We start from the raw sequence: 17151 nt of genomic DNA, 5'->3' as shown, positions 1-17151 counted from the left end.
AAAACCGGGCGGCAGTTGAGGCAATGACGGCGCTTGATAAATACGCCCGGCTCGAAGGGCCGGGTGTCTGGCGGGCAGGCCCCGAAGCGCAGCGACGTGATGTCGTTGTCGCGCTTGGTGACTCGAGCCTTGTGATCTCGGATTCGCGCTCGGGCCATGCGCTCAGCCATTGGTCGCTGCCTGCCGTGTACCGCCAGAACCGAGGGGTGCGCCCGGCGGTCTATTCCCCGCTCAGCGATGACGACGACGAAACGCTGGAACTGGAAGATCCGCTGCTGATCGAGGCGCTTGAGACGATCCGCGCCGCGCTCAGCCCCAAGCCGCCGCTACGCTGGTTGCGGCTGGGGCTGACGGCGGGCGTGGTGGTTCTGGTGCTGGCCGGGTTCCTGTGGCTGCCCGCCGTGCTGGTCAACCGCACCGCCGCCATCATCCCCCCCGCTGCGCGCGCCGAGATCGGGCGCATGGTGCTGGACGGGTTGACGCTCAGCGCCTCGACCGAGCGGATCTGCGCCGATCCTGAGGGGCGTCAGGCGATGGCGACGCTGCGCAACCGGGTGCTGGGAAGCGATTGGCGCGTTGCGGTTGTCGCCGGTGTGGCGGGCGCACAGGCAGCGCATCTGCCGGGCCGGGTGATCGTGCTGGGCGAGGCGCTGATCGCGCGGCTCGACAGCCCCGAGGCGCTGGCGGGCTGGATGGTGGCCGAGGCCCAGGCGCGCGCGACGTCGGACCCGCTGCTGGACGTGCTGGATTATGCGGGCACCCGCGCGACGCTGGCGCTGCTGACAACGGGCGAGCTGCCCGAGGGCTCGGTGCGCGACTACGCGCGGCGGCGCATCGCGCGCACCCCTGCCCTGCCGGATGCCGAAGCGCTGGGCAGCTGGCTGGACGGGATTGGCATATCCTCGACCCCTTATGCGCTGTCCCTGCCCGCTGACCGCTCGGCTTTGGCGCAGGCGCTGGCGGATCGTCCGGCGGTCGAGCGCATCCCCGCGCCGCTGCTCAGCGATGGCGAATGGCTGACCTTGCAGGCGATCTGCGCGAACTAGGGCGCTATCGCAGCATTGACGCAGGCGTGTTCGGCGATGCCCTCATGCGGGCCGGTGGTGAAGCTGGCGACGGTGGCGGGCGTGTCCAGATCGGGGAAGTGATAGACCGCGTTGACGCTGAACGGCCCGCCGCCGCTGTGACCGATGCCCCGGCCAGCAGCGCCCATGCGCCCGCTCATCAGCCCCATTGCATAGCCGCACGCCGTCCACGGCCTGCCGGGCAACGCGCCGCCCAAGGGATGCGTGACCATCATCTGGGTTAGCGACGACGGGCTGAGCAGCTTGCCGGTGAACAGGCCGTGCAACAGGCGGGCAGCGTCGGCAGCGGTGCCGATCAGGCAGCCGTGATAGACCCAGCCGGGGTGATAGTGATGCGCCTGCGGCCAGTGAACAGCGGCGAACTGGTCGCGGGTTTCAGCAAGACGGGCGGTGTGCAGCCCCAGCCGTTTGGCGATCCGGGTGCTGAAGAGGGTGGCGAAGGACTGACCGCTGGCAGTCTCGATCGCCTCGCGCGCCAGCAGGTAGCCGAGGTTGGAATAAGACCAGCCCGCGCCCGGCGCAAAGAGCCTGCCCTGGGCGAGGGTGTCGCGGATCAGGCGCTCACGGGGCCACGGGTCTTCATCATGCGCCACGGCCTGACGGTAGGCGGGCAGCGTGAAATAGTCCGGCATCCCGGCGGTATGCGTCAGCAACTGGCGCAGGGTGACGTCGAGCACCGGCGTGTCGATGTCGAGCACGCCGTCCTCAGCCAGCGACAAGGCGGTGATCGCCAGCGCGGTTTTGGTGAAGCTCCAGTAGGGGAAGATCTGCGCGTCGTCGCGGTCAGGCATGCCGTCCGGGCCAAAGATCGCGCTGGTGAAGACGGGGGACATGCGGGCCAGCCTGTCAGGCATAGAAAAATCGCGCCGCAGGCACGGCGCGATTATTGTCGTTTCGGTCAGCGATCAGCGGACGTAGGCGTCCGAATAGCCCATGGCGCGGGCAGCACCGAGGGCGGCGTTCAGCTCGGCCTGGTTGTTGAACGGACCGGCCAGCACAACTTGCAGGCTGCGTCCACCCGAGGTCGCGTTGCCGCGTGCCACCGGCAGACCCTGTGCTTGCAGACGCGCAATCGCGGCCTGCGCGTTCGAAGCGACACCATAGGTGCCGACCTGCACGAAGCGACCGTTGCTCATGCCGCCCGAGGTGGCAGCGCGCACCGGGGCGCGGTCGATCTCAGCCGTGGTGCCCATGGTCGAGACCGTGGCGCGGGGCGCGCGGGTCGAGGGGATCACCGTGCCGCGCTGCTCGGACGCGCCTTGCAGATAGGGCTGGGGCCAGCGCGGCGCGTAGGGGCGCGGCAGCATGTAGACGTTGTTGTTATGCGCCGGATAGGGGTTCGCGCCATCCCACGGTTCCCAGACGTTGCCACGCGGCGATTGCTCGCGCAGGGCGTCGGCCGGGTGCTGGGCCTGCGGGCCGCAGCGCAGCGGCAGGTTCGGCAGTGCGGGCGACGGCACGGCGTACATCTGGCTGTGGGGTGAATAGTTGGTGCAGGGCGACGGGCCGGTGCGGTCGTAATGGCTCCAGCGGGTGTCGAGCCCGGACTGGGCCTGATAGACGCGCGCCTCGGGCGCCGGGGCGGCCTGAACGCGGACGCGCTGGGTTTCCGGGGCAACGGAATAGGGCCGGCGGGTGCGCGGCGCTTCTGCGACCATTGCCGGCCGCGGAGCGGCGCGCGCGGGCGCAGGTGCCGCAGCGGTGACGGTTACGGGGGCGGGCATCGGTGCGGCGGCAACCTGCGCGGCCCCGGTGGCCGCACTCGGTGCGAAGCCACACATCGGGCGGCGGTCATCACCATAGCGCGGCACCCAGGTGGTCGCGCCGTTAAAGCCCGCGCGGATGAACACGCAACCGGCGGAATCCACATATTGTGACTGATCATAGCTTGCCGGTGGCATCTCGGCGGGCGTGCGCCCGGTCTGAGCAGTGGCCGACCCGGCTGCAACCATAGCGATCAAGGCAGCAGTCGAAACAAATTTGGCAACCATAATGAACCCCCTGTTACCTTTGACAGAAGGATGCCTTGCCGATTCGCGAGAGTAAAGCCTTATCTTTCCCGTTACTTGGTGCCGAACATACGATCTCCGGCGTCACCCAGACCCGGCACAATGTAGCCGTGGTCGTTGAGATGATCATCCAGTGCGGCGGTCACAATGCGGACATCGGGATGCGCTTCGTGCATGCGCTTGACGCCTTCGGGGGCTGCGAGCAGGCACAGGAAGATCACATTCTGCGCGCCCTGCGCCTTGATCAGATCAACCGCCGCGACCGAGGAATTACCCGTCGCCAGCATCGGATCGACGACGATCGTCCAGCGCTCCGCCAGATCGGCGGGCAGTTTGCAGTAGTATTGCACCGGGGTCAGCGTTTCGGGATCGCGGTACAGGCCGACAAACCCGACCCGCGCCGCCGGAACCAGCTCGAGAATACCATCGAGCAGCCCGTTCCCCGCCCGCAGGATCGAGATCAGCGCCAGCTTGCGCCCTTCAAGCATGGGGGCATCCATTTCGCAGACCGGGGTCTGGATCTTGACGCTGGTCAGCGGCAGATCGCGCGTGACCTCATAGGCCAGCAGCATCGAAATCTCGCGCAAGAGCTGGCGGAATTTCGAGGTGGAGGTCTCCTGATCCCGCATGATCGAGAGTTTGTGCTGCACCAACGGGTGGGTAACGACGGTCAGGTGTTCGGTCATGCGCGGCCCTCAATGATCTGGAGTATGCGTGCGCGCGTCGCCTCGTCGCAGAACGCGGCATTCGCGGCGTCCCGGTTGATGGCGCGGAAATCGTCCTCTGTCCACCCAAAGGCGCGGGCAAGGGTTTCGTATTCCCTGGTCAGCGTGGTGCGGAAAAAGGGCGGATCATCGGTCGAGATGGTCACCTTGACCTCACGCTCGCGCAGCCGGTCGATGGGGTGCTTGTCAAAGCTGGGATAGACACCAAGAAAGACGTTCGAGCCGGGGCAGACTTCAAGCACGATGCCCTGTTCGGCCAACTGATCGACCAGCGCCAGATCCTCGATCGCGCGCACGCCGTGGCCGATCCGCTCGACCTTGAGATGGTCCAGCGCGTCGCGCACGCTTTCGGGTCCGCCCCATTCGCCCGCATGGGCGGTCAGGCGCAGACCGGCTTCGCGCGCGCAGTCGAAGGCCCAGGTGAAGTCCTTGGGGTGAAATTGTTTTTCATCGCCCGCAAGGCCGAAGCCGGTGAGGAAATCGCTTTTGGTTTCGGCGGCGCAGAGCGCTGTCGCGCGCGATTGGTCCGGGCCGAAATGGCGGATCGCGGTGACGATGCCTTTCAGCGTGATGCCCATCGTTTTCTGCGCCTCAAGGGCGGCTTCCTCGATGGCCAGCAGGTATTCGCGCCACGCGCTCACATCGCCACCACCGCAGAAATCGGGGGACAGGAAGGTCTCGGCATAGACCACGCCGTCGTTGGCGCGGTCTTCGAGCACGGCGAGGGTCAGGCGGCGGAAGTCCTCGGGGCTTTGCAGCGTGGTGCAGGCAGCCTCATACACCTCAAGAAAATGCCAGAAATCGCGATAGGCATAGCCGCCATCGGGCGTGAAGATCTTGGCAATGTCGATATGTTTCTCTTGCGCCAGCCCCTTGATGAAGGCGGGCGGGGCCGCGCCCTCGAAATGCAGGTGCAGTTCGACCTTGGGCAGGGCCGGATCAATTTTCTCGCTCATAGGAAACTCCGTCCGGGGCCGGTTTCAGACAGGCCAAGGTGGGTGGCGACCGAGGCAGCGACGTCGACAAAGGCGCACAGGCCGATCTCGCCCTGCCCTGCCCCGGCGACCAGCACCGGCACACGCTCGCGCGTGTGGTCGGTGCCGGACCAGGTGGGGTCGTTGCCGTGGTCGGCGGTGAAAAGCGCGATGTCGCCGGGTTTGAGGCGGGCAAGGAAATCGGCGGCCGCCAGATCGAAGGTTTCGAGCGCGCGGGCATAGCCCGACACGTCGCGCGGGTGGCCATAGAGGCTGTCGAATTCGACGAGGTTGCAGAAGGTCAGCGCGCCGTCTTCGGCCTCATCCGCCAGCCGCAGCAGATGCTGCACCAGATCGGCGTCGCTTTTGCCTTTGTGCAACTGGCCGACGCCCCGGTGCGAGAAAATATCGCCAATCTTGCCAATGGCATGCACCACACGCCCGTCGGCCTGCGCCCAGTCCATCAGCGCCGGTTTCGGCGGCTCGATGGCATAGTCCCGGCGGTTCGAGGTGCGCTTGAATGCGCCCTCACCCCCCGTGAAAGGCCGGGCGATGACCCGGCCAACGCGGCGGGAATGCAACAGCGGTGCAAGGTCGGTACACAGCTTGAGCAGCCGATCCAACCCGAACGCCTCTTCATGCGCGGCGATCTGGAACACGCTATCCGCCGAGGTGTAGCAGATCGGCCAGCCGGTCCGCAGATGCTCGGCCCCCAGCTCGTTCATGATGGCGATGCCGGAAGCGTGGCAGTTGCCCAGAATGCCCTTGGTTCCCGCGAGGCGGCAGACCTCGGCCACCAGCGCGTCGTCAAAAGCGGGGGTGGCGTCGGGGAAATAGGTCCAGTTCCACGGCACCGGGACGCCCGCCAGCTCCCAATGGCCGGACGGCGTGTCTTTGCCGCGGCTCACCTCGGTCGCGGCACCCCAGCGGCCTTGGGGCTGCGCGCCCAGACCCGGCGCTTGCAGGTCCGAGGCCAGCGCAATCACCCGGCCAAGGCCCAGCGCGTCAAGCGTGGGGAGTTTCAGCGGCCCGCTGCGCCCGTCTTCGGCGCGGCCTTCGGCACAGGCCTGTGCGATATGGCCCAGCGTGTTGGCACCGGTATCAGGGCGGGTATCGTTGAAGAACTGATCGGCATCGGGCGCACCGCCGCAGCCGACGGAATCCAGCACGACGATGAAAGCGCGGCTCATGCGATGCGCTCCTGTATCAGCGACACGGAGGCTGGCGTATCGCCCAGATGATACGCTGCCTGCAAGGCGGCAATCGCGGCATCGGCGGCAGCGTCGCTGGCCGCGTGGACACGGGCGAGCGGGACACCGGGGCCGACCTGTGCGCCGGGTGCTGCCAGCGCCGAAAAGCCCACACTGGCGTCAATGACATCACCGCCCTTGAGCCGCCCGCCACCCAGATGCACCACCGCCATGCCAATAGCACGGGTGTCGATGCGGGCGATGGTGCCCGCGCTCGGGGCGGGCACATCGCGGATCACCGGGGCGGTGGGCAGATGGGTCGCGTAGTGTTCCACCAGATCAGCCGGGCCGCCCTGCGCCTCGATCATCTCGCCAAAGCGGTCTGCTGCCGCGCCGCTCTCCAGCGCGGCGCGGATCTTGGCCGCGCCCGCATCTGCGTCGGGGGCGAGCTGGGCAACGCTCAGGATCTCACCGCCCAGCGCGCAGGTCAGATCGACAAGCCGCGTGGTGGGAGCCTTGCCGGTCAGGGTATCGAGAACCTCGGCCACCTCAAGTGCGTTGCCGGCGGTCAGGGCCAGCGGGCGGTCCATATCGGTGATCAGCGCGGTAGTCTTGCAGCCCGCGCCATTCGCGGTGTCGACCAGCGAGCGGGCCAGGGCGCGCGCCTGCTCGGCATCCGGCAGAAACGCGCCCGAACCGCTTTTGACATCCAGCACCAGCACGCCCAGCCCTGCCGCCAGCTTCTTGGACAGGATCGAGGCGGTGATCAGATCGAGGCTTTCCACCGTGCCGGTGACATCGCGGATCGCATAGAGCCGCTTGTCGGCAGGCGCGATGCGGGACGAGGCGCTGACAATCGCGCACCGGGTGTCGCGCATCAGCGCGCGCAGGCGCGGCTCGCTGACATTGACGTTGAAACCGGGGATGGCTTCCAGCTTGTCCAGCGTGCCGCCGGTGTGGCCCAGCCCGCGGCCCGAGACCATCGGCACATAGGCCCCGCAACAGGCCAGCGCGGGGGCGAGCAGCAGCGAGATGGAATCGCCCACCCCGCCGGTGGAATGCTTGTCCACCACCGGGCCGGGCAGATCCCAGCGCAGCACGTCACCCGAGTCGCGCATGGCGCGGGTCAGCGCGACACGCGCGTCCTCGCTCAACCCCTTTAGCAGCACGGCCATGGCAAAAGCCCCGGCCTGCGCGTCGGTCACCGCGCCATCGGCAAGCCCGCGCGCGAACCACGCCATGCCCTCAGCCGTGGCGCGTCCGTCGCGCGTGGCCTCGATGACCGCGCGCGCATCCATCACGCACGGTCCATATGCGATGCGCTGAACGCACCAGGCAACAGATCGGCCACCGTCATCGTCAGCGACGCACCATCGAGCGTGGCCATGATGACCTTGACCTCGGGCGCGGCGAATTCCTTCAGCTTCTGCCGGCACCCGCCGCAGGGCGTGGTCGGCTCGGCCGAGTCCGCCACCACGACGATTTCGGCAATCGCCGTATCACCCCCCGCAATCATCGCCGCAATCGCCCCGGCTTCGGCGCAGGTTCCCTCAGGATAGGCAACGTTTTCAACGTTGCAGCCCCGATAGACAGCCCCCGACCCCGACCGGATCGCCGCCCCGACACGAAACTTGGAATAGGGCGCATACGCATTCTTCTGAACGGCAAGAGCAGCTTCGAGCAAGGACATCTGACACCCCGGAGAATTGACCATTTGATCGAGCTTTACCCAGCACGAAGGGGGATGCAAGCGATACCACCGGGCCTCGGCGGCGTTTGACAGCGCTGCCGCGTCGCGCTCAGAGTGGGGTGCTGCCCGACCGCAAGACCGCGCGACTTGCCAAAATCCGTGGTATCTAGCTGTCTGAACCCAAGGACGCAGAATGGTTGAAACGGACACGCCCTGCGGCACCTTATGCCCCGCCCGTCGCGCGAACGCTGCGCGCAAGGTGGTCCGATGTGGCTATGTTACCCCTGCAACCCGGCCTTGCCAGCAGGATCACAGACCCGGCACTGGCATTTTGAGAAAAATGGTTTAAGGCTGAACCACATTCGAGGAGGGACTCATGACCGACGCACACAAGGACGACGTCAAGCAGGCAGCACGGCAAGCGGCGCTGTTTTATCACGAGTTTCCGAGCCCCGGAAAACTGGAAATCCGCGCCACCAAGCCGCTGGCCAATGGCCGCGATCTGAGCCGCGCCTATTCGCCCGGCGTGGCCGAGGCCTGCCTCGAAATCAAGGCGGATCCCACAGCTGCCGCCCGCTACACCATCCGCAGCAATCTGGTCGGCGTGGTCACCAATGGCACCGCCGTGCTGGGGCTGGGCAACATCGGTGCGCTGGCATCCAAGCCGGTGATGGAGGGCAAGGCGGTCCTGTTCAAGAAATTCGCCAACATCGACTGTTTCGACATCGAACTGAACGAACCCGACCCCTACAAGCTGGCCGATATCGTCTGTGCGCTGGAACCGACTTTTGGGGCGATCAACCTTGAGGACATCAAGGCACCCGATTGTTTCATCGTTGAACGAATTTGCCGCGAGCGCATGGGCATCCCGGTTTTCCACGACGACCAGCACGGCACGGCGATTGTTGTGGGGGCTGCTGCGGTCAACGCGCTGCGCCTGAGCAATCGCGCAGCCGAAGACATCAAGGTGGTGTCGACCGGCGGCGGGGCGGCGGGGATTGCCTGCCTGAACATGCTGCTGAAACTGGGCGTGAAGCGCGAAAACGTCTGGCTGTGCGATATTCACGGGCTGGTCTATGAAGGCCGCGAGCAGGACATGAACCCTGAGAAAGCCGCCTTCGCCCAGCCCAGCGCGCTGCGCGATCTGACCGAGGTGATCGACGGGGCGGATCTGTTTCTGGGGCTGTCAGGACCGGGGGTGCTCAAGCCCGAGATGGTCGCCCGGATGGCCAAAGACCCGATCATCTTCGCGCTGGCCAACCCGACGCCGGAAATCATGCCCGATGAGGTTGCAGCCGTCGCGCCCGGCGCGATCATGGCGACGGGCCGGTCGGATTATCCCAACCAGGTCAATAACGTGCTGTGTTTCCCGTTCATCTTCCGCGGCGCGCTGGATGTCGGCGCGACGATGATCAATGACGAGATGGAGATCGCCTGTGTCGAAGGCATCGCCAAGCTGGCCCGCGCCACGACCTCGGCCGAGGCGGCGGCGGCGTACCAGGGCGAGAAGCTGACATTCGGCAGCGAGTACCTGATCCCCAAACCGTTTGACCCGCGCCTGATGGGCGTGGTCGCCAGCTCGGTGGCCAAGGCCGCCATGGAAACCGGCGTCGCGACGCGGCCGATCGAAGATCTGGCGGCCTACAAGCAGAAGCTGGACCAATCGGTGTTCCGCTCGGCCCTGCTGATGCGCCCGGTGTTCGAGGCCGCGCGCAGCGCCGCGCGTCGTCTGGTGTTCGCCGAGGGCGAGGACGAGCGCATCCTGCGCGCCGCTCAGGCGGTGCTGGAAGAAACCACCGAGGTGCCGATCCTGATCGGCCGCCCCGAGGTGATCGAACGGCGCTGCGAGCGCTTCGGCCTGCCAATCCGGCCCGGTATCGACTTTCAGGTGGTAAACCCGGAAAACGACCCGCGCTATCGCGACTATTGGGAGACGTATTACACCCTGATGGCGCGCAGCGGCGTCACGCCGGACACCGCACGCGCCATTCTGCGCACCAATTCGACCGCCATTGGCGCGATCATGGTTCACCGGAACGAAGCCGACAGCCTGATCTGCGGCGCCATCGGGCAATACTCGTGGCACCTGAACTATGTGCGGCAAGTGCTGGCCCGCGACGGGCTGTGCCCGACCGGCGCGCTGAGCCTGATGATTCAGCCCGAAGGTCCGCTGTTTATCGCCGACACGCAGGTGAACCCCGAACCGACCGCGCGACAGGTGGCGGATTCCGTGCTGGGCGCTGCGCGTCACGCCCGCCGCTTTGGCGTCACGCCCAAGGTCGCGTTGTGCTCGCACTCGCAGTTCGGCACGCTGGACACGGCCTCAGGGCGCTGCATGCGCGAGGCGCTGGCCATTCTGGACCAGATGGGTCTGGACTTTGAATACGAAGGTGAAATGCACGTCGATTCCGCCCTGGATCCGGCGGTGCGCGAGCGCATCATGCCGAATTCGCGCATGGAAGGTCCGGCGAATATTCTGGTCTTCGCCAACACCGACGCCGCCAGCGCTGTGCGCAACACCCTCAAGACCCGCGGCAGCGCACTTGAGGTGGGGCCGATCCTGATGGGCATGGGCAACCGCGCCCATATCGTGACGCCTTCGATCACCGCGCGCGGGCTGTTGAACGTGGCGGCCATCGCCGGAACGCCCGTCTCGCAATACGGGTGACACCTGACACGACAGGCGGCTGTGGCACCGCCACGGCCGCTTAGTGCGCGCGCCCTAAAAGGCAAGCGTTGTCGCCAAATTTTGCGACTAATGTTTACAAAACTCTTTGTTACAACTCTCGCGGGTGGACGAAGGCACCGAGCTATTCGGCCAAGGTGATTTTTGTTCGGAGAGGGTAGAACCATGAAACAACTGCTTTGGGTCACGACGGCCCTGACGATCAGCGCATCCGCCGCATTTGCCAGCGGACCGCAACTGTATACCGAGACCGTCGTTGAAACGGTCGCGATGACTACGCCTGCCCCGTGGCAAGGCCTGTATTTCGGTGGGTCGCTCGGCTTCGGCGCCAGCAACTACGATATGAGCGCCGCCTATGACGCACCGACGCCCCCGCTGAACGTGGACCTGAACCTGCCGGATCTCGGCGGCGAAGGCGCGTTTGTCGGCCTGCAAGCGGGCTACAACCACCAGATGTCCGACCGCATCGTCGTCGGCCTGCAACTGGACGGCACTTTCACCGGCATCACCAACGATACCGCGCTGAATGCAACGCTGGGTACGAACACGCTGAGCGCGACCTACGACCTGTCGCCGAGCACGATCTACACGCTGGCTGCACGCGTTGGCTATCTGACCTCGCCGGACACGATGGTTTACGGCCTGCTCGGCTATAGCCGCGCCAACTACTCGGGCGATCTGAACGTCAGCATCAACGGCACGTCGGTCTTTGCGGACGACTATTCGTTCTCGATGGACGGCGCTGCGATCGGCGTCGGCATGGAAACCCGCCTGAGCGCGCGGACCACGCTGGGTGTTGAGTACCGCTACAACCACATGGGCCGCTACGAGCTTTACAACGGCCCCCTCGGTCTGGCTGCGAGCGACACGCTGAACGCTGGCTTCGACGCCTCGATCCACACCGCGCGCGTCTTCCTGAACTACAGCTTCTAATCCCAGGACCTCGTAAACCTGAGACCCGAGAGGGCGCGGCCAGCCGGTCGCGCCCTTTCTTTATGCCGCAGCCCCGGCAAAGTGATTCCCGTCGCAACACTTTGCAAACCTGCAAAGCCCCGCACAGAACCGCGTGCATTCCTTGAGGCTTTGCAAAGATTAGCTGCGACACTTTGACCTTTTCTGCAAATTCTCCCGCCGACTGCCGGACTGTCAGCCGGTAACAGAGTTGCGTCGCCAGCGTGTCGCTGCGTAACTGCTGCTCAGGACGAGGAGGAGGGTTTCATGACCTATGCAGACGTGTATCGCCGCTCGATCGAGGATCCCGAAGGGTTCTGGATGGAGCAGTCTGAGACCATTGATTGGGTAAAGCCCCCTTCCAAAGCCCTCTTCGCGGACAACGCGCCCCTGTACGAATGGTTCAAGGACGCGCAGGTCAACACCTGCTGGAACGCCGTCGACCGCCATGTCGAGGCCGGGCGCGGCGATCAGCTGGCGATCATCCATGACAGCCCGATCACCCATTCGACCAAAGGCATCACCTACCGTGAATTGCAGTCCCGGGTCGCCTCGCTGGCCGGAGCACTGCGGGCCAAGGGGATCGAAAAGGGCGACCGGGTGATCATCTACATGCCGATGATCCCCGAGGCGCTGGAAGCGATGCTGGCCTGCACCCGGCTGGGCGCGATCCATTCGGTGGTGTTCGGCGGATTTGCCGCCAATGAGCTGGCCGTGCGGATTGACGATGCCACGCCCAAAGCGATTATCGCGGCGTCCTGCGGGCTCGAACCGGGCCGGGTGGTGCATTATAAGCCCCTGCTGGATGCGGCGATTGACGCGGCAACGCATAAACCGGATTTCACCGTCATCTTTCAGCGCGAACAAGAAGTCGCCAAGCTGATCGAAGGTCGCGATTTCGCCTGGCATTCGTTTCAATACGGGGTCGAGCCTGCGGAATGCGTGCCGGTCTCAGGCGATCATCCGGCCTATATTCTCTATACCTCGGGCACGACGGGCCAGCCCAAAGGCGTTGTACGCCCGACGGCGGGGCATCTGGTTGCGCTGCAATGGACGATGACGGCGAAATACAACATTGCGCCGGGGGATGTGTTCTGGGCGGCCTCGGATGTGGGCTGGGTCGTGGGTCATTCGTATATCTGCTACGCCCCGCTGATCGCCGGGGCGACGACCATCGTGTTCGAGGGCAAGCCGGTCGGCACGCCCGATGCCGGGACGTTCTGGCGGGTGATCCAGAACCACAAGGTCAAGAGCTTCTTCACCGCCCCCACCGCGCTGCGCGCGATCAAGCGCGAAGATCCGACCGGCGCGTTCATCAAGGACTACAACCTCAAGAACCTGCAGGCGCTGTTTCTGGCCGGTGAACGGGCCGACCCCGACACGGTGAACTGGGCCGCCGAAAAGCTGGGCGTGCCGGTGATCGACCATTGGTGGCAGACGGAAACCGGCTGGGTGATCGCCGGCAACCCGATGGGGATCGAGCTGCTGCCGATCAAGGTCGGCTCGCCCACGGTGCCGATGCCGGGCTATGACATCAAGGTGTTGGACGAAGGCGGCCACCCGCTGCCGAACGGACAACTGGGCGCAATCGCCATCAAGCTGCCGCTGCCGCCGGGCACGCTGCCGACCCTGTGGAACGCCGAGGCACGGTTCAAGAAGAGCTACCTCACCACCTTCCCCGGCTATTACGAGACGGGCGACGCGGGCTATCTGGATCAGGACGGCTATGTCTATATCATGGCGCGCACCGATGACGTGATCAACGTCGCCGGACACCGCCTGTCGACCGGCGCGATGGAGGAGGTTCTGGCCAGCCATCCCGACGTCGGCGAATGCGCCGTGATCGGGGTGACGGATGCGCTGAAGGGACAAATGCCGCTGGGCTTCTTGTGCCTGAACAAGGGTGTGGATCGTAGCCCCGATGCGGTGATCAAGGAGTGCGTCGCGCTGATCCGCGACAAGATCGGCCCGGTCGCTGCGTTCAAGCTGGCGGTGGTGGTGGACCGCCTGCCCAAGACCCGCTCGGGCAAGATCCTGCGTGCGACCATGGTTAAGATCGCCGACGGCGAATCTTTCAAAATGCCCGCGACAATTGACGACCCCGCAATCCTGGATGAGATTGAAACAGCCCTAAAATCCATTGGATACGCAAAACGCTAAGCTTTTTGCAAAACCACACGCGTAAAGTTGCCCTGCCAACACGTTGGCGGGGCACTTGTATATAGAAAATACAATTCATCCCTTGATTGTGTCGCGTTAAGAAAGCAATCTCCGACCGTAGGGGTTAAAGGTGTGAATACAAACGCAAATGGATGATCGCTTCATCATGAGTACCCACGGCCAGACCCCCCCGGCAGTGGATGACAATGTGCTCCAACGCCTGTTTGAGATGGGCGATGCCGCCCTCAAGCAAGCTTTTTGCCAGCAGTTTCTGATCGATTTCGATCGACTGCGTGGCGCTATTTCGGGGGAAGACGGCAAGGAAGTCAGCCGTGCTGCGCATGAGCTCAAGGGCCTTGCCGCAACCGTAGGCGCGATGCGTCTGGCGGATATGGCCCGCCGTTTCGACGCCATTGCCGAAGGCATGGCACCCGCTGCACGCAATGCCGTCGCTGTGCCGATCGAACGAGAGATCGACGCAGTCATGGCGCATTTGCGCGCGGCGGCACAGGATCCAACAGACGTATGAACTCTTCCCTTCCTGCCGATACGATCCTGCTGGTCGAGGATACGCCGTCGCTGCAAATGATCTACAAGGCGGCACTGGCACGCGCCGGTTTCGAGGTCGAGACCTGCGGCACTGCGGCCGAGGGTCTGGCGGCCTTCCGGCGACTGAAGTCCAACATCATTCTGCTGGATCTGATGCTGCCTGACCGCACCGGTCTGGAGGTGATGATCGACATTCTGCGCGAAGCGCCGCAGACCTGTGTGATCGTCATCACGGCCAATGGCTCGATCAACAAGGCGGTCGAGATGATGCGCGCCGGGGCGCATGAATTTCTGGTCAAGCCCTTCGACGATCAGCGCCTGATCGGGGCGATCGAGAATGCGCGCAAATCGCTGCGCCATCGCCCCCCTGCCCCGACCCGAGATGCAGCCGAAGCCTTGGTGCTGCCGCCTTTCATCGGGCGCTCGGCACCGATGATGGCGGTCTATGACAAGATCAGTTCGGTTGCGCGTTCGATGGCGACAGTTTTTGTCACCGGCGAAAGCGGCACCGGCAAGGAGCTGTGCGCCGAAGCTGTTCACCGCACCTCGGCCCGCGCGGGCGGGCCGTTCATCGCGCTGAACTGCGGGGCGATCCCGGTCGATCTGCTGGAAAGCGAGGTTTTCGGCCATCTGCGCGGCTCGTTTACCGGGGCGATCTCGGACAAGATGGGGGCGGCGGCGGCGGCCGATGGCGGTACGCTGTTTCTGGACGAAATCTGCGAGATGGACCTGAACCTGCAAACCAAGCTTTTGCGCTTCTTGCAGACCTCGACCATCACCCCCGTCGGCGCGATCAAACCGCGCAAGGTCAACGCGCGCATCATCTGCGCCACCAACCGCAACCCGCTGGAAGAAGTCCGACGGGGGCGGTTCCGCGAAGATCTGTATTACCGCCTGCACGTCGTGCCGATCCACATGCCGCCGCTGCGCGACCGCGGCGACGATGTGAACGAGATCGCCGAGCGTCTGGTCGCCGAAATGGCGGCTGAGGAAGAGCATGTCTTCAACAGCATCTCGCCGCGTGTGCGTGAGCTGTTCCGCACGCTGCCATGGCCGGGCAATGTGCGCCAGCTGATCAACGTGCTGCGCAACGTGGTGGTGCTGAATGAGGGGCCGGTGGTCACCGTCGACATGCTGCCGCCGGACCTGCTGGCCGACCAGCCCCGCATGACCGAGGCCACGCCAGAGCGGACAGGTATCAGTCTGGGCGAACTGGCCGGGCGCACGCTGGCCCAGATCGAGCGGATCGTGATCGAGGATGCGCTGGCCCGGCACGGGGATTCCGTGCCCAAGGCAGCGCGGGAACTGGACGTGTCAGCCTCGACCCTCTATCGCAAACGCGAAGCTTGGGACAAAGCCGAAGGCCGCAAATGACACCATCGCCGCGCGCGATCCTAATCACCGGCGCATCGTCGGGGATCGGATACCACTGTGCTCATGACCTGCGGGCGCGCGGCTGGCGGGTGTTTGCCTCGTGCCGGGCCGAGGCCGACTGCGAGCGCCTGCGCGCCGAGGGGTTTGACAGCCCGCGTCTGGACTACGCCGACACGGCCAGCATTGAGGCCGCGTTGTCCGAGGTTCTGGCGGCAACCGGCGGCACGCTGGACGCGCTCTATAACAACGGCGCGCATGCCTGCCCTGGGGCGGTCGAGGATCTGCCAACCGACGCGCTGCGCGAGATCTTCGAGGTCAATGTCTTTGGCTGGCACGAGCTGACCCGGCGCGTGATCCCGGTGATGCGGGCGCAGGGGCACGGGCGCATCGTGCAATGCTCCAGCGTGCTGGGATTTGTGCCCTACCGCTGGCGGGCGGCTTACGGCGCGTCGAAATACGCGGTTGAGGGGTTGAGCCGCATCTTGCAGCTGGAAATGGCCGACACGCCGATCAAGGTGGTGCTGCTGCAACCGGGGCCGATCAGCTCGAAAATCCGGGTGAACTCGATCCCGCATTTCGAGCGCTGGGTGGACTGGCGCGCCAGCCCGCGCCGCGCGCAATACGAGGGCGATCTGCTGCAGCGCCTGTACCAGCCCGGCCCCAAGGATCGCTGGGAACTGGGCCCTGAGGCCGTGGCGACAGCGCTGGTCACCGCACTGGATCACCCCAACCCGCGCCCCAGCTACAAGATCACCACGCCGACCAAGGTGATGGGCTGGGTGATGCGCCTGTTTCCCGAGCGCACGATTCGCTGGTTTTTGGCGCGACAATAGGGGCGCGACGATCTGGGGGCTGGTATCTTGGCGCAGAGACGCTAAGTCAAAGACCAACCCCGGAGGCCCGCCATGTTGCTCAACGATCCGCTCTTTATCATCGCCGCCATTGCCTCGCTCATCGTGCTGGGCATTTTGTTGTTCGGCATCGGCAGCTTTGCCAAGGGCGGGGCATTCAACCTGCGCAACGCCAACAAGATCATGCGCTGGCGTCTGGGTGCGCAATTCGTTGCCGTGATCCTGATCGTCGGCTTCGCCTGGATCCGTTCGCGGCACTGACAAAGGGGCATTTCATGGTTGTTCTGAACAAGATTTACACCCGCACCGGCGACAAGGGCGACACGGCTCTGGGCAATGGCAGCCGCGTGCCCAAAGACGATCTGCGGGTCGAGGCGTATGGCACCGTCGATGAAACCAACGCCACCGTTGGACTGGCCCGCCAGCACGCCAGCGGTGAGATGGACGCGGCGCTGATGCGCATCTCGAACGATCTGTTCGATCTGGGTGCCGATCTGTGCCGTCCCGATATGGCCGGGGACGCATCCGCCGAATACCCGCCCCTGCGGATGATCGATGCGCAGGTGGACCGGCTGGAATCAGAGATCGACGCGATGAACGCCAGCCTCTCGCCGCTGCGCAGCTTCGTGCTGCCGGGCGGCTCGGCGCTGGCCGCCCACCTGCACCTGTGCCGCACCGTCAGCCGCCGGGCCGAACGCCTGTCGGTGGCGCTGGCGCGCGAGGGCGACGTGAACCCGGCGGCGGTGAAATACCTGAACCGGTTGTCGGACTGGTTCTTTGTCGCCAGCCGTGCCGCCAATGAAAACGGCGCGGGCGATGTGCTTTGGGTGCCCGGCGCCAATCGTTGACGCTAACGGTATCCGACGCGGCGTTCCTAACGGGTGCAGGGTCGTTTTTTCCCTGTTTT

16 protein-coding genes are annotated in these 17151 nt (G+C 65.1%); 9 read left to right on the top strand and 7 right to left on the bottom strand.

Features of this window, described 5'->3' with window-relative positions:
* Window positions 1-23 precede the first annotated feature (23 nt).
* Window positions 24-1046, top strand: a complete 1023-nt coding sequence (locus EAE28_RS19250; RefSeq protein ID WP_127109358.1) for a hypothetical protein — start codon at window positions 24-26, stop codon at window positions 1044-1046.
* On the opposite strand, the gene EAE28_RS19245 is transcribed toward EAE28_RS19250, so the two are convergent.
* From EAE28_RS19245 to EAE28_RS19215, 7 genes are all read right to left on the bottom strand, one after another.
* Window positions 1043-1918, bottom strand: coding sequence for a serine hydrolase domain-containing protein (locus EAE28_RS19245; RefSeq protein ID WP_127109455.1), 876 nt, complete (start codon window positions 1916-1918; stop codon window positions 1043-1045). The two genes, EAE28_RS19250 and EAE28_RS19245, sit on opposite strands and share 4 nt — an antisense overlap.
* Window positions 1919-1990: 72 nt before the next feature.
* On the bottom strand, window positions 1991-3076 hold the full coding sequence (locus tag EAE28_RS19240) for an SPOR domain-containing protein (protein WP_127109356.1): 1086 nt from the start codon (window positions 3074-3076) through the stop codon (window positions 1991-1993).
* A 71-nt stretch (window positions 3077-3147) separates the two neighbouring features.
* Window positions 3148-3780, bottom strand: coding sequence for a uracil phosphoribosyltransferase (gene upp, locus EAE28_RS19235; RefSeq protein ID WP_127109354.1), 633 nt, complete (start codon window positions 3778-3780; stop codon window positions 3148-3150).
* Window positions 3777-4775 (bottom strand): adenosine deaminase, encoded by a 999-nt coding sequence (locus EAE28_RS19230; RefSeq protein ID WP_127109352.1) that lies wholly within the window; start codon window positions 4773-4775, stop codon window positions 3777-3779. Before EAE28_RS19230 ends, upp begins: the two co-directional genes overlap by 4 nt.
* Window positions 4772-5983, bottom strand: coding sequence for a phosphopentomutase (locus EAE28_RS19225; RefSeq protein WP_127109350.1), 1212 nt, complete (start codon window positions 5981-5983; stop codon window positions 4772-4774). The genes EAE28_RS19230 and EAE28_RS19225 overlap by 4 nt, the downstream gene beginning before the upstream one ends.
* Entirely contained in the window at window positions 5980-7281 is a 1302-nt protein-coding gene (locus EAE28_RS19220) for a thymidine phosphorylase (protein WP_127109348.1), read from the bottom strand. Before EAE28_RS19220 ends, EAE28_RS19225 begins: the two co-directional genes overlap by 4 nt.
* Window positions 7281-7673: a cytidine deaminase gene (locus tag EAE28_RS19215; RefSeq protein ID WP_127109346.1), complete on the bottom strand. Its 393-nt coding sequence runs from the start codon at window positions 7671-7673 to the stop codon at window positions 7281-7283. The genes EAE28_RS19220 and EAE28_RS19215 overlap by 1 nt, the downstream gene beginning before the upstream one ends.
* A gap of 376 nt (window positions 7674-8049) precedes the next feature.
* On the opposite strand from EAE28_RS19215, the gene EAE28_RS19210 reads away from it, so the two are divergent.
* The 8 genes from EAE28_RS19210 (at window position 8050) to EAE28_RS19175 (ending at window position 17092) form a co-directional block, all read left to right on the top strand.
* Window positions 8050-10341 carry an NADP-dependent malic enzyme gene (locus EAE28_RS19210; RefSeq protein WP_127109344.1) on the top strand — a complete coding sequence of 764 codons (2292 nt, stop codon included), beginning with the start codon at window positions 8050-8052 and terminating at the stop codon, window positions 10339-10341.
* Window positions 10342-10524: 183 nt separating this feature from the next.
* Window positions 10525-11292 (top strand): outer membrane protein, encoded by a 768-nt coding sequence (locus EAE28_RS19205; RefSeq protein WP_127109342.1) that lies wholly within the window; start codon window positions 10525-10527, stop codon window positions 11290-11292.
* Window positions 11293-11577: 285 nt separating this feature from the next.
* The gene (locus tag EAE28_RS19200) at window positions 11578-13470 is read left to right on the top strand and encodes a propionyl-CoA synthetase (protein ID WP_127109339.1); all 1893 of its coding nucleotides are present in this window, start codon (window positions 11578-11580) and stop codon (window positions 13468-13470) included.
* A gap of 148 nt (window positions 13471-13618) precedes the next feature.
* On the top strand, window positions 13619-13999 hold the full coding sequence (locus EAE28_RS19195; protein ID WP_127109337.1) for an Hpt domain-containing protein: 381 nt from the start codon (window positions 13619-13621) through the stop codon (window positions 13997-13999).
* A complete protein-coding gene (locus EAE28_RS19190; protein WP_127109335.1) occupies window positions 13996-15393 on the top strand; it encodes a sigma-54-dependent transcriptional regulator in 1398 nt (465 codons plus the stop codon). Before EAE28_RS19195 ends, EAE28_RS19190 begins: the two co-directional genes overlap by 4 nt.
* Complete coding sequence (locus tag EAE28_RS19185; RefSeq protein WP_127109333.1) at window positions 15390-16226, top strand: SDR family NAD(P)-dependent oxidoreductase; 837 nt, start codon at window positions 15390-15392, stop codon at window positions 16224-16226. The genes EAE28_RS19190 and EAE28_RS19185 overlap by 4 nt, the downstream gene beginning before the upstream one ends.
* 75 nt (window positions 16227-16301) lie before the next feature.
* Window positions 16302-16505 carry a twin transmembrane helix small protein gene (locus EAE28_RS19180; RefSeq protein WP_127109453.1) on the top strand — a complete coding sequence of 68 codons (204 nt, stop codon included), beginning with the start codon at window positions 16302-16304 and terminating at the stop codon, window positions 16503-16505.
* Between the two features lie 14 nt (window positions 16506-16519).
* Window positions 16520-17092 carry a cob(I)yrinic acid a,c-diamide adenosyltransferase gene (locus EAE28_RS19175; RefSeq protein WP_127109331.1) on the top strand — a complete coding sequence of 191 codons (573 nt, stop codon included), beginning with the start codon at window positions 16520-16522 and terminating at the stop codon, window positions 17090-17092.
* Window positions 17093-17151 lie beyond the last annotated feature (59 nt).

The sequence above is a fragment of the Pararhodobacter zhoushanensis genome (assembly GCF_003990445.1).
In the GTDB taxonomy this organism is placed as follows: Bacteria; Pseudomonadota; Alphaproteobacteria; order Rhodobacterales; family Rhodobacteraceae; genus Pararhodobacter; species Pararhodobacter zhoushanensis.
The sequence above is the reverse complement of the archived record's forward strand: the minus strand, read 5'-3'. Positions and strand labels throughout refer to the sequence as shown.